At 72.2% G+C, this 23,435-nt stretch carries 24 protein-coding genes; 17 read left to right on the top strand and 7 right to left on the bottom strand.

What is annotated here, in order from left to right:
* Window positions 1-40: 40 nt before the first annotated feature.
* From ACILRH_RS00240 to ACILRH_RS00265, 6 genes are read left to right on the top strand one after another with little or no spacing between them, the layout of a single operon-like run.
* Window positions 41-187 carry a hypothetical protein gene (locus tag ACILRH_RS00240; protein WP_395690118.1) on the top strand — a complete coding sequence of 49 codons (147 nt, stop codon included), beginning with the start codon at window positions 41-43 and terminating at the stop codon, window positions 185-187.
* Window positions 184-1,848, top strand: coding sequence for a potassium-transporting ATPase subunit KdpA (kdpA, locus tag ACILRH_RS00245; RefSeq protein WP_395690119.1), 1,665 nt, complete (start codon window positions 184-186; stop codon window positions 1,846-1,848). Before ACILRH_RS00240 ends, kdpA begins: the two co-directional genes overlap by 4 nt.
* A complete protein-coding gene (gene kdpB, locus ACILRH_RS00250; protein WP_395690120.1) occupies window positions 1,845-3,887 on the top strand; it encodes a potassium-transporting ATPase subunit KdpB in 2,043 nt (680 codons plus the stop codon). Before kdpA ends, kdpB begins: the two co-directional genes overlap by 4 nt.
* A gap of 2 nt (window positions 3,888-3,889) precedes the next feature.
* Entirely contained in the window at window positions 3,890-4,507 is a 618-nt protein-coding gene (kdpC, locus tag ACILRH_RS00255) for a potassium-transporting ATPase subunit KdpC (RefSeq protein ID WP_395690121.1), read from the top strand.
* A gap of 16 nt (window positions 4,508-4,523) precedes the next feature.
* The gene (locus ACILRH_RS00260) at window positions 4,524-7,013 is read left to right on the top strand and encodes a DUF4118 domain-containing protein (RefSeq protein ID WP_395690122.1); all 2,490 of its coding nucleotides are present in this window, start codon (window positions 4,524-4,526) and stop codon (window positions 7,011-7,013) included.
* Window positions 7,010-7,705, top strand: coding sequence for a response regulator (locus tag ACILRH_RS00265; RefSeq protein ID WP_395690123.1), 696 nt, complete (start codon window positions 7,010-7,012; stop codon window positions 7,703-7,705). The genes ACILRH_RS00260 and ACILRH_RS00265 overlap by 4 nt, the downstream gene beginning before the upstream one ends.
* A 161-nt stretch (window positions 7,706-7,866) precedes the next feature.
* Here the strand turns inward: ACILRH_RS00265 and ACILRH_RS00270 are convergent, their stop codons facing one another.
* The 5 genes from ACILRH_RS00270 to ACILRH_RS00290 all read right to left on the bottom strand — a co-directional run bounded on the left by ACILRH_RS00270 (window position 7,867) and on the right by ACILRH_RS00290 (window position 10,830).
* Window positions 7,867-8,334: a nitroreductase family deazaflavin-dependent oxidoreductase gene (locus ACILRH_RS00270; protein ID WP_395690124.1), complete on the bottom strand. Its 468-nt coding sequence runs from the start codon at window positions 8,332-8,334 to the stop codon at window positions 7,867-7,869.
* A 34-nt stretch (window positions 8,335-8,368) separates the two neighbouring features.
* Window positions 8,369-8,983 (bottom strand): Hcp family type VI secretion system effector, encoded by a 615-nt coding sequence (locus ACILRH_RS00275; RefSeq protein WP_395690125.1) that lies wholly within the window; start codon window positions 8,981-8,983, stop codon window positions 8,369-8,371.
* 128 nt (window positions 8,984-9,111) lie between these two features.
* Window positions 9,112-9,495 (bottom strand): DUF4446 family protein, encoded by a 384-nt coding sequence (locus ACILRH_RS00280; protein ID WP_395690126.1) that lies wholly within the window; start codon window positions 9,493-9,495, stop codon window positions 9,112-9,114.
* A 25-nt stretch (window positions 9,496-9,520) separates the two neighbouring features.
* Window positions 9,521-10,150, bottom strand: a complete 630-nt coding sequence (locus ACILRH_RS00285) for an HAD family hydrolase (protein ID WP_395690127.1) — start codon at window positions 10,148-10,150, stop codon at window positions 9,521-9,523.
* 53 nt (window positions 10,151-10,203) lie between these two features.
* Window positions 10,204-10,830 carry an Hcp family type VI secretion system effector gene (locus ACILRH_RS00290; protein WP_395690128.1) on the bottom strand — a complete coding sequence of 209 codons (627 nt, stop codon included), beginning with the start codon at window positions 10,828-10,830 and terminating at the stop codon, window positions 10,204-10,206.
* Window positions 10,831-10,971: 141 nt separating this feature from the next.
* On the opposite strand from ACILRH_RS00290, the gene ACILRH_RS00295 reads away from it, so the two are divergent.
* The 6 genes from ACILRH_RS00295 (at window position 10,972) to ACILRH_RS00320 (ending at window position 17,086) form a co-directional block, all read left to right on the top strand.
* Window positions 10,972-11,817 (top strand): prephenate dehydratase, encoded by an 846-nt coding sequence (locus ACILRH_RS00295; protein ID WP_395690129.1) that lies wholly within the window; start codon window positions 10,972-10,974, stop codon window positions 11,815-11,817.
* A gap of 191 nt (window positions 11,818-12,008) precedes the next feature.
* Window positions 12,009-12,695 carry a nickel pincer cofactor biosynthesis protein LarB gene (larB, locus tag ACILRH_RS00300; protein WP_395690130.1) on the top strand — a complete coding sequence of 229 codons (687 nt, stop codon included), beginning with the start codon at window positions 12,009-12,011 and terminating at the stop codon, window positions 12,693-12,695.
* Window positions 12,692-13,897 carry a nickel pincer cofactor biosynthesis protein LarC gene (gene larC, locus ACILRH_RS00305; RefSeq protein WP_395690131.1) on the top strand — a complete coding sequence of 402 codons (1,206 nt, stop codon included), beginning with the start codon at window positions 12,692-12,694 and terminating at the stop codon, window positions 13,895-13,897. The genes larB and larC overlap by 4 nt, the downstream gene beginning before the upstream one ends.
* Window positions 13,897-14,481: a TMEM165/GDT1 family protein gene (locus tag ACILRH_RS00310; protein ID WP_395690132.1), complete on the top strand. Its 585-nt coding sequence runs from the start codon at window positions 13,897-13,899 to the stop codon at window positions 14,479-14,481. Before larC ends, ACILRH_RS00310 begins: the two co-directional genes overlap by 1 nt.
* 33 nt (window positions 14,482-14,514) lie before the next feature.
* Window positions 14,515-15,735, top strand: a complete 1,221-nt coding sequence (locus ACILRH_RS00315) for an arginine deiminase (RefSeq protein WP_395690133.1) — start codon at window positions 14,515-14,517, stop codon at window positions 15,733-15,735.
* A gap of 100 nt (window positions 15,736-15,835) precedes the next feature.
* Window positions 15,836-17,086 (top strand): IS30 family transposase, encoded by a 1,251-nt coding sequence (locus tag ACILRH_RS00320; RefSeq protein ID WP_395690134.1) that lies wholly within the window; start codon window positions 15,836-15,838, stop codon window positions 17,084-17,086.
* A gap of 63 nt (window positions 17,087-17,149) precedes the next feature.
* Here ACILRH_RS00320 and ACILRH_RS00325 read toward each other — a convergent pair whose 3' ends face one another.
* Window positions 17,150-18,571: a DHA2 family efflux MFS transporter permease subunit gene (locus ACILRH_RS00325; protein ID WP_395690135.1), complete on the bottom strand. Its 1,422-nt coding sequence runs from the start codon at window positions 18,569-18,571 to the stop codon at window positions 17,150-17,152.
* A 170-nt stretch (window positions 18,572-18,741) separates the two neighbouring features.
* Here ACILRH_RS00325 and ACILRH_RS00330 point away from each other — a divergent pair, with 170 nt between their 5' ends.
* From ACILRH_RS00330 to ACILRH_RS00345, 4 genes are read left to right on the top strand one after another with little or no spacing between them, the layout of a single operon-like run.
* Complete coding sequence (locus ACILRH_RS00330; RefSeq protein ID WP_395690136.1) at window positions 18,742-19,077, top strand: PadR family transcriptional regulator; 336 nt, start codon at window positions 18,742-18,744, stop codon at window positions 19,075-19,077.
* Complete coding sequence (locus tag ACILRH_RS00335) at window positions 19,074-19,439, top strand: DUF1048 domain-containing protein (RefSeq protein WP_395690137.1); 366 nt, start codon at window positions 19,074-19,076, stop codon at window positions 19,437-19,439. The genes ACILRH_RS00330 and ACILRH_RS00335 overlap by 4 nt, the downstream gene beginning before the upstream one ends.
* 14 nt (window positions 19,440-19,453) lie before the next feature.
* Entirely contained in the window at window positions 19,454-20,179 is a 726-nt protein-coding gene (locus tag ACILRH_RS00340; protein WP_395690138.1) for an ABC transporter ATP-binding protein, read from the top strand.
* Window positions 20,180-20,198: 19 nt separating this feature from the next.
* Window positions 20,199-20,960: an ABC transporter permease gene (locus ACILRH_RS00345; RefSeq protein ID WP_395690139.1), complete on the top strand. Its 762-nt coding sequence runs from the start codon at window positions 20,199-20,201 to the stop codon at window positions 20,958-20,960.
* Between the two features lie 8 nt (window positions 20,961-20,968).
* On the opposite strand, the gene paaN is transcribed toward ACILRH_RS00345, so the two are convergent.
* On the bottom strand, window positions 20,969-22,639 hold the full coding sequence (gene paaN, locus ACILRH_RS00350) for a phenylacetic acid degradation protein PaaN (RefSeq protein WP_395690140.1): 1,671 nt from the start codon (window positions 22,637-22,639) through the stop codon (window positions 20,969-20,971).
* A 126-nt stretch (window positions 22,640-22,765) separates the two neighbouring features.
* Between paaN and ACILRH_RS00355 the strand changes: the two genes are divergently transcribed.
* Window positions 22,766-23,410 carry a hypothetical protein gene (locus tag ACILRH_RS00355; protein WP_395690141.1) on the top strand — a complete coding sequence of 215 codons (645 nt, stop codon included), beginning with the start codon at window positions 22,766-22,768 and terminating at the stop codon, window positions 23,408-23,410.
* Window positions 23,411-23,435: the final 25 nt, after the last annotated feature.

Genomic DNA, 23,435 nt, shown 5'->3' on the forward strand with positions numbered 1-23,435 from the left:
GTGCGGTTCGGACCCTCCGGCCGGGCCTAGAACGGAGGACGTGCCTGATCTCCTCTTCCTCCTGCTGACGCTCGTCGCGTTCGGCCTTCTCGCGGTGCTGGTCGGCGTGCTCGATCGCCGCCTCTCCGACGACGCACCCGACGTCGAGCCGGTCGCCGAGCCCGCCGTGGACCGGGACGCCGCATGAGCGCGGTCGGACCTGCCATCGCCCAGGTCGCCGCCCTCGTCCTCGCCCTGGCCGTCGCCGTGCCGCTGCTCGGCCGGCACCTGGCCCACCTCTACACCTCGCCCCGGCACCTCGCCGTGGAGCGGGCGTCCTACCGGGTCCTGCGCGTCGACCCCGACGCCGACCAGCACTGGCGCACCTACGCGATGTCGGTGCTCGGCTTCTCCCTGGTCGGCGTCCTGGTGCTCTACGCGATCGGTCGCCTCCAGCAGCACCTGCCCCTGAGCCTGGGGTTCTCGGCCCTGCCCGCGGACGGCGCCTGGAACACGGCGGTCTCGTTCGTCACCAACACCAACTGGCAGTGGTACTCCGGCGAGGTCTCGGTCGGCCACCTGATGCAGATGTCGGGGCTGACGGTGCAGAACTTCGTCTCCGCAGCCGTCGGCATGGCTGTCGCCGCGGCGTTCGCGCGTGGCCTGGCGCGCAACCTGGCCGGCGGCCGGGTGGGCAACTTCTGGGCCGACCTCGTCCGGACGACGCTGCGCGTCCTGCTGCCGATCGCGCTGGTCGCAGCCGTCGTGCTGGTCCTGCTCGGCGCGGTCCAGAACCTCCTGGAGCCGCAGGTCGTGCACACGCTCACCGGCGGCACCCAGTCGATCACCGGCGGCCCGGTGGCCAGCCAGGAGGCGATCAAGGAGCTCGGCACCAACGGCGGCGGCTTCTACAACGCCAACTCCGCCCACCCCTTCGAGAACCCCACGCCGTTCACCGACCTGTTCGAGATCTTCCTGCTGCTGGTCATCCCGTTCTCCATGGCCTGGGCCTTCGGGATCATCGTGGGCGACCGGCGCCAGGGCGGCGCGGTCATGGCCGTCATGGCGCTGCTCTGGGGCGGCGCGGTCGCCCTGCTCACCTGGGCCGAGATGGCCGGCCACGGCACCGCGCCCCAGCTGGCCGGCGGGGCCATGGAGGGCAAGGAGGTCCGCTTCGGCGAGGCCGCCTCGGCGCTCTTCGCCTCGTCCACGACCGGGACGTCGACAGGTGCGGTCAACGCCATGCACGACTCGCTCACCGCACCCGGTGGCGGCATCGCGATGTTCAACATGATGCTCGGCGAGATCGCTCCCGGCGGCGTCGGGTCGGGCCTCTACGGCATGCTCATGCTGGCGATCGTCACGGTCTTCCTGGCCGGGCTCATGGTCGGCCGCACGCCGGAGTACCTCGGCAAGAAGATCGGCCAGCGCGAGATCTGGCTGGTCGGCTCCTACATCCTGGCCACCCCCGTCCTGGTGCTGGTCGGCATCGCCGTCGCCATCACCGCCGCGGACGGCCTCGCCGGCCTGCAGGAGTCCGGCCCGCACGGCCTGTCCGAGGCCTTGTACGCCGTCACCTCGGCGTCCAACAACAACGGCAGCGCGTTCGCTGGACTCACCTCCGGGACGCCGTTCTGGAACACGCTGCTCGGGCTGTGCATGCTCGTCGGCCGGTTCCTGCCGATGGTGCTGGTCCTCGCGCTGGCCGGCCGGTTCGCGGCCGCGCACCACCTGCCCCCGAGCGCCGGCACGCTGCCCACCCACAAGCCCCTGTTCGTCGCCCTCCTCACGGGCGTGGCCCTGGTCGTGGTCGGTCTGACCTACGTCCCGGTCCTCGTCCTCGGTCCGATCGCGGAGTCCCTGTCGTGAACACTCACCACCCGGCGCCGGTCCGGCGCACCCTCGGCACCCAGCTCCGCGAGGCGCTCCCCGGTGCCGTCCGCAAGCTCGACCCCCGCGAGCTCGTGCACACCCCCGTCATGCTCGTCGTGGAGGCCGGGGCGGTCTTCACCACCGTCGCCTCGGTGCTCGACCCGAGCACCATGGGCGTCGGCGTGACCATCTGGCTGTGGCTGACGGTCCTGTTCGGCACGCTGGCCGAGTCCGTGGCCGAGGGCCGCGGCAAGGCCCAGGCCGCCAGCCTGCGGTCGCTCCAGAGCGAGACGACGGCGCGCCGCCGGCGCTCGGACGGCACCACCGAGGAGGTCGCGAGCACCGCGCTGCGGGCCGGCGACGTGGTGGTGGTCGACGCCGGCGAGCGGATCCCCGGGGACGGCGACGTCGTCGAGGGCGTCGCGTCGGTGGACGAGTCCGCCGTCACCGGCGAGTCCGCCCCCGTGATCCGGGAGTCCGGTGGCGACCGGTCGGCGGTCACCGGGGGCACGGTCGTGCTGTCCGACCAGATCGTCGTGCGGATCACCTCCGAGCCCGGTCACTCCTTCGTGGACCGGATGATCGCGCTGGTCGAGGGCTCCGAGCGCCAGCGCACGCCGAACGAGGTCGCGCTGAACATCCTGCTCGCGTTCCTCACGATCATCTTCGTCGTCGTCGTTGGCTCGCTCTACTACGTGGCTGACTACAGCGGCGCCCACCAGTCGTGGATCGTCCTGGTCGCGCTGCTGGTCTGCCTGATCCCCACGACGATCGGCGCCCTGCTGTCGGCCATCGGCATCGCCGGCATGGACCGCCTGGTGCGTCGCAACGTGCTGGCCATGTCCGGTCGCGCGGTCGAGGCCGCCGGTGACGTCGACGTGCTGCTGCTGGACAAGACCGGCACGATCACCTACGGCAACCGCCGGGCCACCGAGCTGCTGCCGGTCGAGGGCGTGACGCTGGCCGCGCTGCAGGACGCCGCCCTGCTCTCCTCCCTCGCGGACGAGACGCCGGAGGGCCGCAGCATCGTCACGCTGGTCGCCGGCGAGGAGCACCGCACCGTGCCCGACCACGCGACCCTCGTCGAGTTCTCCGCGACCACCCGGATGAGCGGGATCGACCTGCCCGACCGCGTGGTCCGCAAGGGCGCCGGGTCGGCGGTCACCCAGTGGGTGCAGAGCACGGGCGTCCCGGCCGGGCGGACCGCCGGTGGCCGCCTCCCCGAGCTGATCGACCAGATCAGCCGCTCGGGCGGCACGCCGCTGGTCGTGGCCGAGCAGGTCGGCAGCGACCCGGCCCGGGTCCTCGGCGTGATCCACCTCAAGGACGTCGTCAAGGAGGGCATCCGGGAGCGCTTCGACGAGATGCGCGCCATGGGGATCCGCACCGTGATGATCACCGGCGACAACGCGATCACCGCCCGGGCGATCGCCGACGAGGCCGGTGTCGACGACTTCCTCGCCGAGGCGACGCCCGAGGACAAGATGGCGCTGATCCGCAAGGAGCAGCACGGCGGGCGCCTGGTCGCGATGTGCGGCGACGGCACGAACGACGCTCCCGCACTCGCGCAGGCCGACGTCGGCGTCGCGATGAACACCGGCACCATGGCGGCCAAGGAGGCCGGCAACATGGTCGACCTCGACTCGGACCCGACCAAGCTCATCGACGTCGTCGAGATCGGCAAGCAGCTGCTCATCACCCGTGGCGCCCTGACGACCTTCTCGGTCGCTAACGACGTGGCGAAGTACTTCGCCATCCTGCCGGCGATGTTCGTGGTCGCGTTCCCGGACCTGGACGTGCTCAACGTGATGAAGCTGTCCTCACCGGAGTCGGCGATCCTGTCGGCCGTCGTGTTCAACGCGCTCATCATCGTGGCGCTCATCCCGCTGTCGCTGCGGGGCGTGAAGTACCGGCCGTCGTCCGCGGTCGACCTGCTCCGCCGCAACATCCTCGTCTACGGCGTCGGCGGCCTGATCGCCCCGTTCCTGGGTATCAAGCTGCTCGACCTCGTCATCTCGCAGATCCCGGGGGTCTGACCATGAAGGACATCTACAGCCTCTTCCGCTTCAGCCTCGCCGGGCTGCGCATGATGATCGCGATGACGCTCCTGCTGGGCGTCGCCTATCCGGTCGTCGTGCTGGGGATCGCCCAGGTCGTGGCGCCGTGGCAGGCCAACGGCTCGCTGATCACGCCGACCGGCGCCCACACCACCGATCCCGACCGGGCCGTCGGGTCCGCGATCATCGGCCAGGTCTCCGACGACGCCACCTTGTTCTACAACCGGCCCTCGGCCGCGGGCGACGGGTACGACCCGCTCAACACCTACGGCTCCAACTGGGGCCCGGAGGCACCCGACCTGATCAAGGCCATCAGGCAGCGCCAGGCGGAGATCGCGGAGCGCGAAGGCGTGCCGGTCAGCGAGATCCCCCCAGACGCGGTGACGGCGTCGGCCTCGGGCCTGGACCCCGACATCTCGGTGGCGTACGCGGAGCTGCAGGTCCCGCGCGTCGCGCGGGCCAACGACCTGACGCAGGAGCAGGTGCGCCGCCTGGTGGACGACCACACCTCCGGGCGGACCTGGGGCGTCCTCGGCGAGCCGCACGTGAACGTGCTGCAGCTCAACATCGCGGTCCAGCAGGCCGCCGACGCCTCCTGACTGGCAGGATCGATCCATGGCGGAGGACGTCAAGCGGGGCCGGCTGACGGTCTACCTCGGCGCCGCACCGGGCGTCGGCAAGACCTACGCCATGCTCAGCGAGGCCCAGCGGCGCCGCGACCGCGGGACCGACATCGTGGTCGGCTACGTCGAGACACACGGTCGCCGGCACACCGCCGAGATGGTGGACGGGCTCGAGGTGGTGCCGCGCAAGGCGGTCTCCTACCGCGGCACCACCTTCACCGAGATGGACGTCGACGCGGTGGTCGCCCGGCGGCCGTCGGTGGTGTGCGTCGACGAGCTCGCGCACACGAACGTGCCGGGCAGCGGCCACGAGAAGCGCGCCGAGGACGTCGAGCAGATCCGCCGGGCCGGGATCGACGTCATCACCACCGTCAACATCCAGCACCTGGAGTCCCTCAACGACGCCGTCGAGCGGATCACCGGCGCGCGCCAGCGCGAGACCGTCCCCGACGACGTCGTGCGCACGGCCGACCAGATCCAGCTCGTCGACATGTCGCCCGACGCGCTGCGGCGGCGGATGGCGCACGGCAACATCTACAAGGCCGAGCAGGTCGACGCCTCGCTGACGTCGTACTTCCGGGTCGGCAACCTGACCGCACTACGCGAGCTCGCGCTGCTGTGGCTGGCCGACCGGGTCGACGACGCGCTCGACGACTACCGGCGCGCGCACCGGATCGACCAGCCCTGGCCCGCCAAGGAGCGCATCGTGGTGGCGGTGACGGGAGGGGCCGAGAGCGAGACGCTGCTGCGCCGCGCCGCGCGCCTGGCCCAGCGCGCGGCCGGGTCCGAGCTGCTCGCCGTCCACGTGATCGCCGCCGACGGGCTCACCAACCCCGACGAGCGCCGGATCGCCCGCGCCCAGCAGCTGGTCGGGTCGCTGGGCGGCACCTTCCACTCCGTCGTCGGGGAGGACGTCTCCCAGGCCGTGGTGGACTTCGCCACCGGGGCCAACGCCACGATGATCATCGTCGGCACCTCCCGGCACGGCCGGCTGCGCCGGCTGTTCACCGGGACGACAGGCGAGCGGATCGCCCTGCTCGCCGGGTCCATCGACGTCCACCTCGTGACCCACGAGGAGGGGGTCGGCGTCGGGCGTCCCCGTCTCTACGCCTCGCCCCTGAGCAGGCAGCGGCAGGTCACCGGCTACGCGCTCGCCGTGCTGCTCCCGGTGGTCCTGACGCTCGCTCTCCACCTGCTCAGCGACCCCGACCAGCTCCCGCTCGACGTGCTCCTCTTCCTGGCCGCGACCGTCCTGGTCGCGCTGGTGGGTGGTCTGGTCCCCGCACTGGCCACGGCGCTGGTCGCCTTCTTGCTGATGAACTGGTTCTTCACCCCGCCCACCGGGCAGTTCACCATCTCGGAGCCGGCGAACGTGGTCGCCCTCACGGTGTTCGTGGCCGTCGCCCTCGGCGTCGCGACCGTCGTCGACCGCGCGTCCCGGCGGGCCTCGGACGCCGTCCGTGCCCGGACCGAGGCGGCCACGCTCGGGTCCCTCTCGCGCTCGGTGCTGACCGGTGCCGACACCGCCGACGCGATCGTGACCCGCCTGCAGGAGACCTTCGGCCAGCGCGCGGTCTCGCTGCTCGAGCGGGGACCGGCCGGGTGGACGGTCCTCGCGTCCTCGGGCGCCGAGCCGGCCTGCGCTCCGGACGAGGGCGACACCCGCGTCGAGGTCGACGACGACCACGTCATCGTGCTGTGCGGCGCACCGCTTCGTGCCACCGACCGCCGGGTGCTCGAGGGCTTCGCCGTGCAGACCGGCCTGGTGCTGGAGTACCGCCGGCTGCGCGAGCGCGACGAGCGGGCCGCGGCGCTCGAGCGCGCCGAGGCCACGAGCACGGCCGTCCTGCGGGCGGTGTCGCACGACCTGCGCACCCCCCTGGCGACGATGCGCACGGCCGTCGACGGGCTCGTCTCGGGCACGCTCGACCCCGCAGACCAGAAGGAGCTTGTCGCCGCCGTCGAGGACTCGACCGAGCAGCTGGAGCGACTGATCGACAACCTGCTCGACCTCTCCCGGATCCAGTCGGGTCTGCTGCACCCGGTGCTGCGCGACCGGAGCCTGGAGGAGGTCCTGCCGCTCGCGGTCGCCGGGCACCCTCCCGGCGACGTGGTGCTCGAGGTCGACGAGAGCACCCCGCTGGTGCGCACCGACGCGGGCCTGCTCGAGCGGGTGGTCGCCAACCTGGTCACCAACGCCGTGCGTGCCTCGCGAGGCGAGACGGTCCGGGTGCTGGCCCACGTGCTGCCGGAGACCGTCGAGGTCCTCGTCGTCGACCGCGGGCCCGGCGTGGCCCCGGCCCTGCGCGACCGGATGTTCGAGCCGTTCCAGCGGCTGGACGACACCACTCCCGGTGGCCTCGGGCTCGGCCTGGCCGTGGCCCGCGGGCTGACCGAGGCGATGGACGGCACCCTGTCGGCCGAGGACACCCCCGGCGGCGGCCTGACGATGGTCCTCTCCGTCCCCCGGGCGGGCTCGTGAGCAGCGCGCAGCCGGCGTACACGGTGCTGGTGGTCGACGACGAGCCGACCCTCGCGCGGGCACTGGCGATCAATCTGCGCGCGCACGGGTGGCGGGTGGTGACCGCCGCCGACGGGAGGTCGGCGCTCGACGCGGCGGCGACCGAGCACCCCGACGTGGTCGTGCTCGACCTCGGCCTGCCCGACATGGACGGCACGGAGGTGATCGCCGGCCTGCGCGGCTGGACGACCGTGCCGATCGTGGTGCTCTCCGCCCGTCAGCACGGCGAGGACAAGGTCGAGGCGCTGGACCTCGGCGCCGACGACTACGTCACCAAGCCGTTCGCGATGAACGAGCTGATGGCGCGGCTGCGCGCCGCCGTCCGGAGGTCGCAGGACTCGGCGCCGACGACGTCCGTGGTGACGGTCGGCGACCTGGTCGTCGACATGGCGCGGAAGAAGGTGCTGCGCGACGACGTCGAGATCCGGCTGACGCCGACCGAGTGGTCGTTCCTGGAGCTGCTGGCGCGCAACCTCGGGCGGCTGGTGCCGCGCGAGCAGATCCTGCGCGAGGTGTGGGGGCCGGCATACCTGCACGAGAGCCACTACCTGCGGGTCTACGCCGCCCAGCTGCGGCGCAAGCTCGAGGACGACCCCGCTCACCCGCGGCACCTGATGACCAGCCCGGGGCTGGGCTACACGCTGGAGCCTTGAGGTCGTTCGTTTCGCCGGTCGACCGGGGAAATGTGCAGGACACGCCGAGGGACACGGCGTGTCCTGCACATTTCCCCTGACGGCCCCCCCCCGCATTGACCCCCCTGGCGTCCCCCTGGCGACCTCGTCACGACCGCCGGACAAGGAGCGACCCGCGGAGGTCAGCGGGGAGTGAGGTGGAAGACCGGGAGCTCGCGGTCCGTGCGCTCGGCGTACTTCTCGTAGTTGGGCCAGGTCTGCAGGAGCACGGTCCAGATCCGGTCCCGCTCGGGCCCGGTGACCTCCCGGGCGTCGACCGCGATGGTCCGGCCCCGGTAGGTGATCGTCGGGTCGGCGGCCGCCCGCAGGTTGGCGACCCACTCGGGCGGCTTGGGGCCGCCCCAGTTGGACCCCACCACCAGCCACCCCCCGTCGTGGGGGACGGTGAGCAGCGGGGTGGTCCGCAGGATGCCGCTCTTGCGCCCGGGCACCTGCAGGACCAGCTCCTGCAGGCCCGTGGCGAGCATGATGGTCAGGCGGCCGCGGGTGAGCCGCTGCAGCGCCTTGTCACTGCCCACGATCATCGGCGCGAACCGCGGCAGCCACGACTGGCCCCCGAGCTTCTGCGCCGCCCACCTCATCGGGTTCATGGCCGGAGCATAGGGGCCCGGGGTGCCCGGGCGCTCAGGTCGGGCGGTTGGCCTTGAAGTCGAACCCGACCGTGACCGGGTGCACCGACCCGTCCCCGCTCTGGACGTACTCGGTGAGCGAGATCTTGGCGTAGGTGAGCCGCCCGACCTCGATCGGGTAGCCGTCCACCTCTCCCGGCGCGACCTGGTAGGAGTGCACCTGGACGTCGGTGAGGACGACCGTCTGCGTGGGCGTCTCGCCCTCGCCGAACGAGACGACCTCCAGCGTGGCCGACTTCAGGTGCCGGCCGGTGCACGCGGCCAGGTAGAGCTTCGGCGACGCCTTCGACATCGTGGAGACGAAGACGAAGTCGGCCGGGGTCGGCTTGCCCGCGCCGCCACCGCCGCCGCTCTGGCTCACGGTGTGGGTCACGCCGAAGGACCAGGTCAGCAGCTCGATGGCCTTCGGGTGGTTCTCGGCCGTCGACTCGCCGTCGACGCCACTCACGGTGAGGTAGAACCGCACCCTCGGGTCGTCCGGGATGGTCGGGCCCGCGGCGGCGGCCGATCCGGCGAGCGCCCCGGCGCCGCCCATCCCCAGCGCGCCTGCCAGGAGCATGCGCCGCGAGGCGGACAGGTCGAGGTCGCCGGCGGTCCGGGTGCGGGTCATGGGTACCTCCTCGAGAGCCCGCCGACCACCGGCGGGACAGGTGCCGTCAGCCTGTCACCGTCCGAGCGCTGCCGCATGGCCCGGACGGGCTCGCCCGATCGGGTGAGCGGACCCTCCCGACCCGCACCTCAGGGACGGGCGCGGTCGATGGCCTCGACCTCCTCGGGCGAGAGCTGCTGCTCCGACACCCAGCCGCTCACGCCCTTGGCGTAGGAGCGGGCCTCGCTGCGGCCGTGGATCGAGGTCAGCACCACGCCGTCGCCGCCGTCGTCGAGCAGCGCCACCGACCAGGACAGGTGGCCGCCCATGTCGCCGAACGCGTCGTAGCGCACGACGGCCAGGTGCCGCAGCGCGCCCCTCGCCTCCGCGCGCAGCGCGGCGACCTCCTGACGCAGCCCCTGCACGTCCTCGGGCACGGCGTCGAGACCGTCGACCGGGCGCCGGCGCCGCTGCCGGGTGCTGAGCGCCACGACGAGAGCGACAGCGGCCAGGGCGAGGGCGACGATCTCCACCACCCGAGGGTAGGTCGCGCGGACCTCAGAGGTACGCCGACACCTCGGTGAGCGTCGAGACCTGTCCGGTGCCCTCCGACCGGTCGATGCGCACGGTGGCGATGCCCAGCGCGGCAGCGCCGTCGCAGTAGGACTGCTGGTCATCGACCAGCACCGCCCGGTCGGCCGGCACGCCGAGGTCGTCCAGCGCCGCGCGGAAGATCGGCGCGTCCGGCTTGGTCGCCCCCACCTCGCAGGAGAGCACCAGCTCGTCGACGAGGTCGCTCAGGCCCAGGGAGTCGAGCAGGGGGCGGGTGTTCTCGGCGCAGTTGCTGACGAACGCCGTGCGGATCCCGCCGGCGCGCAGGCCCTCGAGGAACGGGACGGTGTCGTCGGGCACCACCGCGAGCTCGGTCAGCAGCTCGCGATCGGCCTCGACCAGCGCGGCGACGTCGGCTCCGTCCGTCGACCCACCGCACTCCTCGAGCACCGCGGCGACCGCGTCGGCCAGCGTCGACTCGCCGCGGTTGATCCGTGGCCCCCACGTGGCCGCCGCAGCGGCGAAGTCATCGGCGGCCACGCCGGCCCGTTCGGCCAGCAGCGTCGCGTGCCGCAGCTGGTCCACGCACAGCACGGTCTCGAACACGTCGAGCAGGACGGCGTCGTACCGGGGCACCACACCACCCTAGGCACCGCCCCCGGCGGCTCGAGCTGCCCCTCCGGCCCTCCTCAGAACGACTTGTTGGTGCTGAAGTCCCAGCCGATCGTGACCGGGACGGGCGTATCGCTGTCGTTGAGGTAGCGATAGGTGTAGCTGATCCGCGTGTACGCCAGCTCCACCTCGTCGCGCATTCCCTCGTCACCGGAGGCGAACGACACGTCGTAGGAGGTGATGACGCAGTTCTCCAGAGCGGCCGTGAAGAAGGCGACCGGCTCGCCGTCGCCGTTCGGCGTCCCGACCACCTCGAGCGTCGCCGTCTTCAGCTTCCGGCCCTGGGCGCAGAAGAGAAAGAGCTTCGGCGAGGCCTGGCTGGCAAGGCAGGAGAAGCGGACCGGTCGAGCGGTGCTCTTGCCGGTGTCGGCCGTGCCTCCCTTGCCGATGCTGAGCTGGACGTCGTCACCGAAGGTGAAGTCGTTGATCTCGATCGCCCCGGGGTGGTCCACGTCGTCCGAGTCGCCCTTGATTCCTGTGATGGTGAGGTACGTGGTGGTCGAGGTGTAGCGCGTCGATGCCATGCGCAGGGCGGTTGCGGCCGAGACCGGGGGGCCCGTGATCGCGGCCCCGGTGAGGCCGGCACCGACGGCTCCACCGAGCACCGCGCGGCGTGAGGACGGGGAGGAGAAGAGTCCGGTCATGGCGTGCTCCTTGCTCGTGCGGTCGACCCAAGACGGTGGACCGACCTTCGCAGGAGGTCCGCCCGCGCGGGAGACCTGTTCAGACCACCGCGCGGTGAGATCGGTGCGAGTTGCGACGGACCCCGTGGGAGCATGGCGGCCGTGAGTCGACGCATCGCCTACCAGGGGGAGCCGGGCGCCAACTCCCACCAGGTGTGCAAGGAGCACTACCCGGACTGGGAGGCGCTGCCCTGCGCGTCGTTCGAGGACGTCTTCGCGGCCGTGGAGCAGGGCGACGCGGACCTCGCGATGATCCCGATCGACAACTCGATCGCGGGCCGGGTGGCCGACATCCACCACTTCCTGCCCGGCTCCGGGCTGCACATCGTCGCCGAGCACTTCCTGCGGATCCGGTTCTGCCTGATGGGGGTGCCCGGCACGACGCTCGACACCATCCGCACCGTGCACAGCCACGTCCACGCTCTCGGTCAGTGCCGCAAGATCATCCGCGAGCACGGGTTCAAGCCCGTCATCTCGGGCGACACGGCGGGCGCGGCCCGAGAGGTGGCCGAGTTCGCCGATCCCACCCAGGCGGCGATCTCTCCGCCGCTGGCCGCCGAGATCTACGGTCTCGACATCCTCGCCGAGGACGTGGAGGACGAGGAGCACAACACCACCCGCTTCGTGGTGCTCTCCCGCGAGCTCGTGGAGGCGCCGGCCGGCAACGGCCCGGTCGTCACGAGCTTCATCTTCAACGTGCGCAACCTGCCCGCCGCGCTCTACAAGGCGCTCGGCGGCTTCGCCACGAACGGCGTCAACATGACCAAGCTGGAGAGCTACATGGTCGGCGGGGAGTTCACCGCGACCCAGTTCCTCGCCGAGGTCGACGGACACCCCGACGACCCCGGGCTCCGGCGCGCCCTGGAGGAGCTGGCGTTCTTCACCACCGACGTCAAGGTGCTCGGGGTCTACCCCGCCGACCCGTTCCGCGCCGAGGTGTCGCGCTAGCAGCCGGCCGCGCGGCCGGGGCTGCGGGTGGGGACCAGGGACGGAGCTGCGCGCGACGATCCGGCCCGGTCAGGCTCTTCATGACGTTGTCAGGCGTTGCAACCCCCGACAACGTCATGAAGAGCCTGACAACCCCGGATGAATCCCCGGTCGGCCGGGGATTCATCCACCCCCGGGTAGGTTCTCCTGCTGTGGAGCAGCAGGACCCCCGCGTGGCCGACCTCGGGTTCGCGCGCGTCGACGTCGACCGCGCGGCGCGCACGGGCGACCCCGAGGTCGTGTTCGGGGCCGGCAAGACACCTGACCAGGTCGTGGCGATCCTGCGCACGCTCCACGCCGAGCACCCCGAGCGCGCGGTGCTGGCCACCCGGCTCGCGTCGGAGGCGCTCGACGCCGTGGCCACCGAGCTGCCGGGGGCGACGGTCGACGTGGCCGCCCGCGCGGCCACCCTCGGCCCGCTCCCCGAGCCGCGCGGCCGGGTGGCGGTCGTCGCCGCCGGCACCTCCGACGGGCCGGTGGCGGCCGAGGTGGCCGTGACGGTCGCCGTCCACGGCTCGGCGGTCGACCGCATCGACGACGTCGGCGTGGCGGGCCTGCACCGGCTGATGAGCGTGCGCGACCGCCTCGAGGAGGCCGACTGCCTGGTGGTGGTGGCCGGGATGGAGGGTGCGCTGCCGTCCGTGGTCGGCGGGCTCACCGGCGTACCCCTGGTGGCCGTGCCGACCAGCATCGGCTACGGCGCCTCGCTCGGGGGCATCGCCGCGCTGCTGACGATGCTCAACTCGTGCGCGCCCGGGATCACCGTCGTCAACATCGACAACGGGTACGGCGCCGGCGTGCACGCCGCCCGCGTCGCCCGGCAGAGCGCTCCGCGATGAGCGCCGGCGCCGTCTGGGTCGACGCCACGGCGGGCGCCAGCGGCGACATGCTGCTCGGCGCCCTCGTCGGCGCCGGCGTGCCGATCGCGGTGCTCCAGGGCGCTATCGACGCCGTGGCGCCCGAGCCCGTGACCCTGCACGTCGAGGAGGTCCAGCGGGGCGGCCTGGCCGCGACCCGGGTGCACGTGGAGGTGGCCGAGTCGCACCACCACCGCACCTGGCGCGACGTCCGGGCGCTGCTCGCGGGGGCCGACCTCCCGCTGGCGGTCTTCGAGCGGCTGGCCGTCGCGGAGGCGGCCGTGCACGGGACGTCACCCGACGAGGTCCACTTCCACGAGGTCGGGGCGCTGGACGCGATCGCGGACGTGGTCGGGGTGTGCGCGGGGTTCGAGCACCTCGGTGCCGCGGCGGTGACGGTGTCGCCGGTCGCGGTGGGGTCCGGGACGGTCGAGACCGCGCACGGCACCCTGCCGGTCCCGCCGCCGGCGGTCGTCGAGCTGCTGCGCGGCGTCCCGACGCTTGCCGGGCCAGCGGTCACGGAGGCGTGCACGCCCACGGGTGCGGCGCTGCTGACGACGCTGGCGACGGCGTACGGCCCGCAGCCACCGATGGCGGTGACCGCCGTCGGCACCGGCGCCGGCGGTCGCGACCCCGCGGGCCACGCGAACGTGGTGCGGCTCCTCGCGGGGGTCTCGACAGGCTCGACCACCGGGGTCGGCTCGACCACCGGGGGCCCGCTGCTCCTCGAGACCAACGTCGACGACCTGGACCCGCGGGTGTGGCCCGCCGTCCTCGCGGCGCTGCTGGACGCCGGCGCCGCCGACGCCTGGCTGACCCCGATCCTGATGAAGAAGGGCCGGCCCGCGCACACCCTGCACGCGCTGGTCGACGGCGCGCTGGCGCCGCAGGTGCGCACCGCGATCTTCCGGCACACCACGACGATCGGCCTGCGCGAGCAGCCGGTGACCAAGCACGCCCTCCTGCGTGAGATGGTCGAGGTGCACGTCGACGGGCACCGGGTGGCGGTCAAGGTGGCGCGACACGAAGGCATCGCCGTCAACGCCCAGCCGGAGTACGACGACGTCGCACGTGCGGCCGCCGCGCTCGGCCGCCCGGTCAACGACGTGCTCACCGAGGCGCAGGCCCACTGCCGCGCGCTGCTCGATCTGGACCTCCACGGTCCTGGAGAGGCAACCCCCTGATGGACCCGGTCGTCATCGGCCTGACCTTCCTCGCGATCTTCGTCGTCGAGCTGCCCGACAAGACCTTCCTCGCGACGCTGGTGCTCGCCACCAAGTACCGGCCGTTCCTGGTGTGGATCGGCGTCGGGCTGGCGTTCGCGGTGCAGACGACCGTGGCGGTGCTGCTGGGGCACGCCGTCTCGTTCCTGCCCGAGGAGGTGGTCCAGGCGGCCGCCGGGGTGATCTTCCTGGTCGGCGCGGTCATCTTGATCCGGGAGGGCCGCAACCACCAGGCCGCCGACGAGGACGAGGTGGTGGCCAAGGACGTGGGTGGCCACAAGGCGGTGGTCGCGAGCTTCCTCGTGCTGTTCGCCGCGGAGTGGGGCGACCTGTCCCAGCTGCTGACGATCTCGCTGGTCGCCAAGTACGGCCAGCCGGCCGCCGTGTTCGTCGGGGCCCTGGCCGCCCTGCTCGTGGTGAGCGGTCTCGCGGTGGTGGCCGGCAAGCAGCTGCAGCGCTTCGTCAAGCTCCACGTGCTCCACTACGTCGGTGCGGCCGTGTGCCTGGTGCTGGCGGGCGTGACGGCGTACGAGCTGCTGACCTGACCCCCCGAGACCGGGGCCCTTAGGGTGGTGGCCATGGCAACGCACGGCGCTGACAGCGAGGTCGGCACCCTCCGGACCGTCCTGCTGCACCGCCCGGGCAACGAGCTCAAGCGGCTCACCCCGCGCAACAACGACAAGCTGCTGTTCGACGGCATCCCCTGGGTGGCGCGGGCCCAGGACGAGCACGACGAGTTCGCCGAGCGGCTGCGCGAGCGGGGCGTCGAGGTCCTCTACCTGACCGAGCTGCTCGCCGAGACCCTCCAGCAGGACGACGCCCGCAACCACGCGATCACCACGGCCCTGGCCGGGCTGCACCTGGGCGACACGCTGCGTGGCTACCTCGCCCGTTTCCTGCGCGACGCCTCGCCGGAGGAGCTGACCGGCTACCTCACGGCAGGCATCCGCAACGACGAGGTCCGCGGCGGGTTCGGCCTGGTGACCGCGCTGCTCAACCACGACGACTTCCTCATCGACCCGCTGCCGAACCTGCTGTTCACCCGCGACTCGAGCGTGTGGATCCGCGACCGGGTGGCCGTGACGTCGCTGGCGATGCCCGCCCGCGCGCGGGAGACGCAGCTCACCGAGCTGATCTACACCGAGCACCCGCGGTTCCGCGGCACCCGCAAGGTGCACGGCTGGCACCACGAGCACGTCGAGGGCGGGGACGTCCTGCTGATGGCCCCCGGGGTCATCGCCGTCGGCGTGGGCGAGCGCACCACGCCCGCCGGGGCGGAGCGGTTCGCCCGCCAGGTCTTCCACGCCGGGCTCGCGCACACGGTGCTCGCGGTGCCGATCGCGCAGGAGCGCGCCACCATGCACCTCGACACGGTCTGCACGATGGTCGACGTCGACAAGATCGTGATGTACCCCAACGTCGCCGACTCGCTCCAGGCGTACGCCGTCACGCTGGACTCCGACGCCGAGGACGATCGTGACCTGGCGCTGTCGGTGGCCGACGCCGAGCCCTTCCTGGTGGCCGCCGCGAAGGCGATGGAGATCGACACCCTCCACCAGATCGACACCGGCCTGGACCCGGTCACCGCCGAGCGCGAGCAGTGGGACGACGGCAACAATACCCTGGCCATCGCACCCCGCGTCGCGGTCGCCTACGAGCGCAACGACGAGACCAACACGCGCCTCGAGGAGGCCGGCATCGAGGTCGTCCGCATCGCCGGCTCCGAGCTCGGCTCCGGCCGCGGCGGTCCGCGCTGCATGAGCTGCCCGATCTCCCGGGCCCCGCTCCCCACCGACTGAGCGCTGGGATAGTCCCTGACGATCGAGTGGTCGGCACGCCGGCGGAGTCAAGTGGTCCTAGCAACACCGACTTTGTGGAGGTGTTGTGCCCAGAAGACGTGTGTCCGACGAGGTCCGTGAGCGGTTCTTCGACCGGGTTGCCGAGGGCTGGTCGCTCGCGGCTGCTGCTGGAGAGGCCGGCGTGGCGAAGCAGTCGGCGTGGGAGTGGTGGCGCGAGTCTGCTCCGGTGTCGTTGAAGCTCATGCCCGGCAAGCGCGGCGGGCTCGTGGACGTTGTGCTGTTGCTCGACCCGCCGCCGACCGCGGGGGCTGCGTCGGACCCGCCCACCCCGGACCGGCTCAGACGCCGGGTGCTGACCAGCGAGGACCGGGCGGTCATCGCCGCGTGCGTGCGGCGACGCGCGCAGGGCGACCCGATCACCCTGGAGGAGATCGGTGCGCTGATCGACCGGGACAAGTCGGTGGTCAGCCGTGAGATCAAACGCAACAGCGGCCCCGACGGCAGCTACCACGCCGGGCTGGCGCACCACAACGCTGTGCAGGCCCGCAAGCGGCCCAAGGAGTTCCGGTTGGTCGCCAACCCGGGGCTGTGTCGCCGGATCGAGGCGTGGATGGACGACGGCTGGTCACCGAAACTGATCGCCACGATCCTCAAGCGCGACTTCCCGCACATGATCATGGAGCGCGTGTCGCACGAGACGATCTACCAGGCGCTGTACGTCCAGACCCGTGGGGAGCTGCGCAAGGACCTGTACCGGCAGCTGTCGACCATCCGGCCCCGCCGCAAGCCCCAGGGCTCGCCGAAGCGTGCCAACAGCCCGTACAAGGAGGCGTTCAAGATCAGCCAGCGGCCCGCCGAGGCCAGGGACCGGGCCGTGCCCGGTCACTGGGAAGGCGACCTGGTCATGGGGGTCGCCGGCGGGGTCGCGGTCGGCACCCTGGTCGAGCGGTCCACCCGGTTCACGATCCTGCTGCACCTGCCCGGCCGCCACGACGCCGACAGCGTCGCCGCCGCGATGATCCGCGAGATGGCCGACCTGCCCGAGCACCTACGCCAGTCGCTGACCTGGGACCGCGGCACCGAGCTGGCCCGCTACGACAAGATCCAGCTCGACCTCGACATGCCGGTCTACTTCTGCGACCCCCACTCACCCTGGCAGCGCGGCACCAACGAGAACACCAACCGGCTCCTGCGGCACTGGCTGACCAAGGGCACCGACCTGTCCAGGTTCACCGCCGCCGACCTCCGCCGCATCGCCGCAACCCTCAACGCCCGACCACGCCCTACCCTGAACCTGCAGACCCCAGCCCAAGCGCTGGACGCACTGCTGACCAAACCGGCAGCAGCATGACCGTTGCTAGGACCACTTGACCTCGCCGCCGTCGTCACCACTCGAGCGTCAGGGACTATCCCGCTAGGCAACCTCGGGGGCGGCCTCGGGGAGCGGCTCGTCGGTCGGCATGACCATCGGCTTGGGGCGCAGGAGGAGGCCGCCGACGAGCGCGGCCAGGGCGGCGGAGACGGCGCCGACGGCGAAGGCGAGCTGGAAGCCGCCGTTGAGGGCCTCGAGCGCCGAGGACCCATCGGCGGCCAGCGACTCGGTCCGGGCGGTCGCCAGGCTGACGAGCACCGCGAGACCCAGCGCGCCACCCATCATGAACGAGGTGTTGACCACGCCCGAGGCGAGGCCGGACTCGTGCGGCTCGACGTCACCCATCGCGGCGAGCAGCACCGGGTTGAACGCGATGCCGGCGCCCGCGCCGAGGAGGAGCATCGAGGGCAGCACGTCGGTGACGAAGCTGCCGTCGACGGGCGCCCGCGAGAAGAGCAGCAGGCTGGTCGCGGCGAGCGCGAGACCGGCCACGAGCGGCGGCCGGATCCCGAAGCGCATCACCAGCCGGTCGGACACCCGCAGCGAGCAGAAGGCCATCACCGCGCTGGTCGGCACGAACGCGAGGCCGACCTCCAAGGCGCCGTACCCCAGCACCTGCTGGAGGTAGAGGGCGGACAGGAAGAACCAGGCGAACATCGCCGCCGCCCACAGCACACCGACCACCTGGGACACCACGACGTTGCGGAGCCGGAAGAGACGCAGCGGCACCAGGGGCTCGGCGGTGCGGGACTCCCAGCCCACGAACGACGCCAGCAGCACCGCGCTGCCGCCCAGCAGCACCCAGGTGCTGGTCACGATCCCGTAGACCGACAGCACCAGCGCACCGGTCACGAGCACGGCGCCGAGCACGTCGATGCGCGGCCGCTGCTCGCCCACCTCGTCGGCCGGCAGCACCCGGCGGGCGGCGAGCCACACCCCGACGCCGACGGGGACGTTGACCAGGAAGATCCAGTGCCACGAGAAGAGCCCGGTCAGCACGCCGCCGAGCAGCACGCCGACCGCGCCGCCGCCGGACATCACGAAGCCGAAGAAGCCCATCGCCTTGGCCCGCTCCGCCGGGTCGGAGAAGAGCCCCATGATCAGCGCCAGCGCGACCGCGGAGACCGCCGCGCCGCCGAGGCCCTGGACCGCGCGGCCGACGACGAGCAGCCCGGCCGACGGCGCGAGCCCGCACGCCACCGACGCGGTCGTGAAGGCCACGACCCCGGCCAGGAACACCCGCCTGTTGCCGAGCAGGTCGCCGAGGCGCCCGGACAGCAGCAGGAAGCCGCCGAAGGTGAGCAGGTAGGCGTTGACCACCCAGGCCAGGGCCGACTGGGAGAACCCGAGGTCGGCCTGGATGGACGGCAGCGCCACGTTCACGATGCTGGAGTCCAGCACGATCATCAGGTCGCCCAGGCACAGCACGTAGAGGGCGAGCCAGCGGCTCCTCAGGTCGGTCATCGTCGTCTCCTCGGTAGGTGCGGTCACCCGTACGACGAACGGGCGGACCCTCCTTCGACAGACCGGCCTCCACCGATGTACTCATCGGACCGGCCAGGAGGACTTGTCTGCGCGGTATTCAGCGTTACTATGTACTAGTAGTCATTGACACTGAGTAGCGGGAGCGATGGATGGCCAAGCTGGCGAGCGAGATGCTCAAGGGGGTGCTGGAGGGCATCGTCCTGGCGATCCTCGCGCACCGTCCGGCCTACGGCTACGAGATCACCGCCGACCTGCGCGACCGCGGGTTCAGCGACATCGCCGAGGGCACCGTCTACGCGGTCCTGGTCCGCGTCGAGCAGCGCGGTCTCGTCGACGTCGAGAAGGTTCCCTCTGAGAAGGGGCCGCCGCGCAAGGTCTACACGCTCAACGCCCGGGGACGGGCGCAGCTCGACGAGTTCTGGAGGACGTGGAGCTTCCTCGCAGGACGTATCGACCAGCTCCGCGAAGGAGGCCGTCCGTCATGACAGCCAAGTGGATCGAGTCGGTCACCGGATCGCTCGAGCAGAAGAAGCAGTACCGCCGGGACAACGCGCGTCTGAAGGCACTGCCGGAGCCGTACCGCACGGCCGCCCGCGGGGTGCACCGCTACCTGCTGGTCTGCGGTGGCGTGATCGACGGCGACACCGCCGTCTCGATGTTCAGCGACCTGGCGGACCTGTGGGAGCGGGCGGCGGCCGACGGCACCCCGGTGCGTGCGGTCGTCGGTGCGGACCCCGTCGAGTTCGTCGAGACCTTCGCCGAGGCCTACACGGGCAAGCGCTGGGTCGACAAGGAGCGGGCCCGGCTGACTGCGGCGATCGACGCCGCCGAGCGCGGCGAGCAGTGATCACGGTCCGCGGCGTGCACCGGTCGTACGGCGACCTGCGCGTCCTCGACGGCGTCGACCTGACCGTCGACCGCGGCAGCATCTACGCGCTGCTCGGCTCCAACGGAGCCGGCAAGACCACGCTCGTGCGGATCCTGTCGACGCTCCTGCGGCCCGATGCGGGCACGGCGAGCGTCGCCGGACTCGACGTCGTGACGCAGGGCGCCCGGGTCCGGGAGCTGATCAGCCTCACCGGTCAGTTCTCGGCGGTGGACGAGGTCCTCACCGGCCGCGAGAACCTGGTCCTGGTCGCCCGCCTGAGGCACCTGCCGGAGCCCCGCCGGGTCGCCGACGACCTGCTCGACCGCTTCGACCTCGCCGAGGCGGCCGACCGGCGTGTGTCGACCTACTCCGGCGGCATGCGGCGCCGGCTGGACATCGCGATGAGCCTGGCCGGCGACCCGCCGGTCGTCGTCCTCGACGAGCCGACCACCGGGCTGGACCCCCAGGGCCGCGCGGAGGTGTGGCGCTGCGTCCGCGAGCTCGCCGGGCGTGGCACGACGATCCTGCTCACCACCCAGTACCTCGACGAGGCCGAGCAGCTCGCCGACCGGATCGCGATCCTCCACCAGGGCCGCATCATCGCCGACGGCTCGCTCGCCGAGCTGAAGCGACTGCTGCCGCCTGCTCGGGTCGAGCTCGTCGAGAAGCAGCCGAGCCTCGAGGAGGTCTTCCTCGCGGTGGTCGGCACCGACCGCTGACAGCACGAAGGAGCCCGCCATGACCGCCCACGCCCTCGATGACACGGGCGCCCTGCTCGGGCGCTCGCTGCGACACGTCGTGCGCAGCCCGGACACGATCATCACCACGACGGTCATGCCGATCGGCTTCATGCTCCTGTTCGTCTACGTCTTCGGCGGCTCGATCGACACCGGCACCCGGCCGTACGTCGACTACCTGCTGCCCGGCATCCTGCTCATCACCGTCGCCTCCGGGGTCTCGTACACGTCCTACCGCCTCTTCCTCGACCTGCAGGGCGGCATCGTGGAGCGCCTCCGGTCACTGCCGATCGCCCGGTCCTCGGTGCTCTGGGCGCACGTGCTGACGTCGCTGGTCGCCAACGCCGTCTCCGTCACCGTGGTCCTCTCGGTCGCCCTGCTCCTGGGGTTCCGCTCCGGCGCGGGCGTGCTGGCGTGGCTCGCCGTGGCCGGCGTCCTGGCCCTCTTCACGCTCGCGCTGACCTGGGTCGCCGTCGTGGCCGGCCTGGCGGCACGCTCGGTCGACGGCGCTGCCGCCTTCTCCTACCCCATCATGTTCCTGCCGTTCGTCAGCTCGGCGTTCGTGCTGACCGACACCATGCCCGCACCGGTGCGTGCGTTCGCCGAGCACCAGCCGGTCACCTCGATCGTCGAGACGCTCCGACGTCTCCTGGAGGGTCAGCCGGTCGGGGACCAGCTCGCCACCGCGATCGCGTGGTGCCTGGGCGTCCTGGTCCTCGCGTACGCCGCCGCGACGGCCGTCTACCACCGCCGGTTCTGCTGACCGCGTCCTCAGACGTGCCGGCGGGACTGGACCACGCGGAACCGGGAGGCGACGTACGCGCCGTCCGTGTACGACGCGGTCGCCGCCGGGTTGGCACCGGTGCCGTGGAAGTCGGAGTACGCGGCCGACTGGTTGACGAACACCCCACCCAGCAGGTTCTCCGAGAGCGCGACGCCGGCGTCGAGCGCGGCGTCGCGCACCTGCTCGACGACGGCGTCGGAGGTGGAGTAGACCGAGGCGGTCATCGCCCCGTGCCGCTGGACGGTGTCGCGGAACAGCTCGATCGACTGGTCGGTGCCGTCGGTCTCGATCAGGTAGGCGACCGGACCGAAGCACTCGGTCTCGTAGACCTCCGCGTCGGCGGCCGTCAGCCGCAGCAGCGTGGGCGTGCGCACCGTCGCCGCGTCGTACGACGGGTGGCTCACCGCCCGCGACGGCACCAGGACGTCGCCGGCGCCTGCCGCGTCCAGCCGCTCCAGCACACCCTGGTTGACGATGCCGCCGAGCAGCTCGACGGCCCGGGCGTCGTCACCCAGCAGCCGGTCGAGCGCCGCACCGATCCCGGCGGCGACCTCGGCGGGCGACTTCATGCCGTCCTCGGTCGCGATGCCGGCGGCGGGCAGGTAGACGTTCTGCGGGGCCGTGCACATCTGCCCGGAGTAGAGCGAGAACGAGAACGCCAGGTTCTGGCACATCGCACGGAAGTCGGAGGTCGAGTCGACGACGACGGTGTTGACCCCGGCCTTCTCGGTGAAGACCACGGCCTGGCGGGCGTGCTCCTCCAGCCAGTCGCCGAAGGCGTTGCCGCCGGTGAAGTCGACCAGCCGCACCTCCGGCCGCACCGCGAGGGCCGCGGCGAGGCGGTCGTCGGGCTCCTCAGCGGCCAGCGTCACCAGGTTCGCGTCGAACCCGGCCTCGCTGAGCACCTCCTGGCACACCTGCACCGTGATGGCGAGGGGCAGGACGGCCGCGGGGTGCGGCTTGACCACGACCGGGTTGCCGGTGACCAGCGACGCGAACAGGCCCGGCCAGGAGTTCCAGGTCGGGAAGGTGTTGCAGCCGATGACGAGCGCCACGCCGCGCGGCACGACGGTGAAGGTCTTCTCCATCCGCAGCGGCTCACCGCGTCCGGGCTTCTCCCACAGCGCGGTCGCCGGGGTGCGGTGCATCTCGGTCCAGGCGTAGGCGATCGCCTCCAACGCGCGGTCGAGCGCGTGGGCGCCACCGGCCTGGAAGGCCATCACGAAGGCCTGCCCGCTCGTGTGCTGCACCGCGTTGGCGAGCTCGAAGACCCGCGCGTGCAGCCGGTGGAGCACCTCCAGGCACACCCCCGTCCGCGCGTCGGGACCGGCGTCGCGCCAGGCCTTCATGCCCGCCCGCGCCGCGGTCATCAGCGCGTCGACGTCCGTCACCCGCGGGTAGGACACCCCCAGCTCCGGCCCGTACGGCGACCGCTCGGTCGCCACCGTCCCGCTCGCGCCCGGCGTGCTGAGCGGGAACGCGCCACCGAGCCACGCCTCGAACGCCGCCTGGCCGGCGGCGGCCGCGCCCTCGCCGTACACGCGAGGTGACGGGGACTCGTCGAAGGCCGACCACCAGGTGCGCGTCGAGCACGCCGCCGCGGCGTCCTCGAGCCGCTGGCGGTGCGCGGCGAACAGCTCGGCGGGTGTGGTGGTCATCGGACGGCTCCCTCGCGACAGGTCCGGCGGGGGTCGGCCGGGTGGCCGACCCTGGGGTGCTGTGACAGGTCTCAGACACTCTCGCACAGAACTGTCACAGCAGCGCCGCCCGGCTACCCTCCTGCCGTGAGGGTGCGTTGGATCGGGCTGACGCTCGCGCTCGTGGCCGTCGGCGCGGCCGCCGGCTTCGGCCTCGGCACGCTCGACGACGACGGGCCGGCGACGTTCGCGACCGCCGCGCCCGTGCCCGCCAGCAACCCCTCGATCCCCGTCCTGCCGGCGCGGCCGTACACGCCCGACATCGACTACCCGCCGCTCGCCACCGACCTCGACTACCGCGTCCACGGCATGGGACGGCCCGGCTACCGCTGGCACTACGACGTGCCGGCCGGGTGGGTGCCGGAGGAGGTGTCGCCGCTCTACGAGACGCGCTGGCGGCCGGCGGACGAGCCGACGGTCGGCGGCTACAGCATGCGCGTGAAGCTGGTGAACGAGCACCGCAGCAACGAGGAGATGGTCGCGGAGAAGGAGGCCGCGGTCACCTCGATCTACGACGACGTGCACGTGCTCGCCCGCACCGACGACATGCTGTCGTTCCGCTACCGCGAGCCCACGACCAACCGCAAGCGCTACGACACCTTCGTCTGGTTCACCCCACCCGACGGCGCGTCCGCGGAGTTCGAGATGAGCGTGGTCGGCCGCGAGGTCGACCGGCCGGGGCTCGACAGCCTGCGGGACCACGTGGCCGCCAGCATCGAGAAGGTGGGCTAGACCTCCCCCGTCTCGGGTGAGGCCG

It is taken from the genome of Nocardioides sp. (genome assembly GCF_044226765.1).
Classification (GTDB): Bacteria; Actinomycetota; Actinomycetes; order Propionibacteriales; family Nocardioidaceae; genus Nocardioides.

Bases quoted from the DNA above. Each gene is read 5' to 3' on its own strand.
- kdpA (WP_395690119.1), top strand. From the start codon at position 184: ATGAGCGCGGTCGGACCTGCCATCGCCCAGGTCGCCGCCCTCGTCCTC.
- kdpC (WP_395690121.1), top strand. From the start codon at position 3,890: ATGAAGGACATCTACAGCCTCTTCCGCTTCAGCCTCGCCGGGCTGCGC.
- ACILRH_RS00260 (WP_395690122.1), top strand. From the start codon at position 4,524: ATGGCGGAGGACGTCAAGCGGGGCCGGCTGACGGTCTACCTCGGCGCC.
- ACILRH_RS00270 (WP_395690124.1), bottom strand. From the start codon at position 8,334: ATGAACCCGATGAGGTGGGCGGCGCAGAAGCTCGGGGGCCAGTCGTGG.
- ACILRH_RS00275 (WP_395690125.1), bottom strand. From the start codon at position 8,983: ATGACCCGCACCCGGACCGCCGGCGACCTCGACCTGTCCGCCTCGCGG.
- ACILRH_RS00290 (WP_395690128.1), bottom strand. From the start codon at position 10,830: ATGACCGGACTCTTCTCCTCCCCGTCCTCACGCCGCGCGGTGCTCGGT.
- larC (WP_395690131.1), top strand. From the start codon at position 12,692: ATGAGCGCCGGCGCCGTCTGGGTCGACGCCACGGCGGGCGCCAGCGGC.
- ACILRH_RS00310 (WP_395690132.1), top strand. From the start codon at position 13,897: ATGGACCCGGTCGTCATCGGCCTGACCTTCCTCGCGATCTTCGTCGTC.
- ACILRH_RS00315 (WP_395690133.1), top strand. From the start codon at position 14,515: ATGGCAACGCACGGCGCTGACAGCGAGGTCGGCACCCTCCGGACCGTC.
- ACILRH_RS00325 (WP_395690135.1), bottom strand. From the start codon at position 18,571: ATGACCGACCTGAGGAGCCGCTGGCTCGCCCTCTACGTGCTGTGCCTG.
- ACILRH_RS00330 (WP_395690136.1), top strand. From the start codon at position 18,742: ATGGCCAAGCTGGCGAGCGAGATGCTCAAGGGGGTGCTGGAGGGCATC.
- ACILRH_RS00335 (WP_395690137.1), top strand. From the start codon at position 19,074: ATGACAGCCAAGTGGATCGAGTCGGTCACCGGATCGCTCGAGCAGAAG.
- ACILRH_RS00345 (WP_395690139.1), top strand. From the start codon at position 20,199: ATGACCGCCCACGCCCTCGATGACACGGGCGCCCTGCTCGGGCGCTCG.
- paaN (WP_395690140.1), bottom strand. From the start codon at position 22,639: ATGACCACCACACCCGCCGAGCTGTTCGCCGCGCACCGCCAGCGGCTC.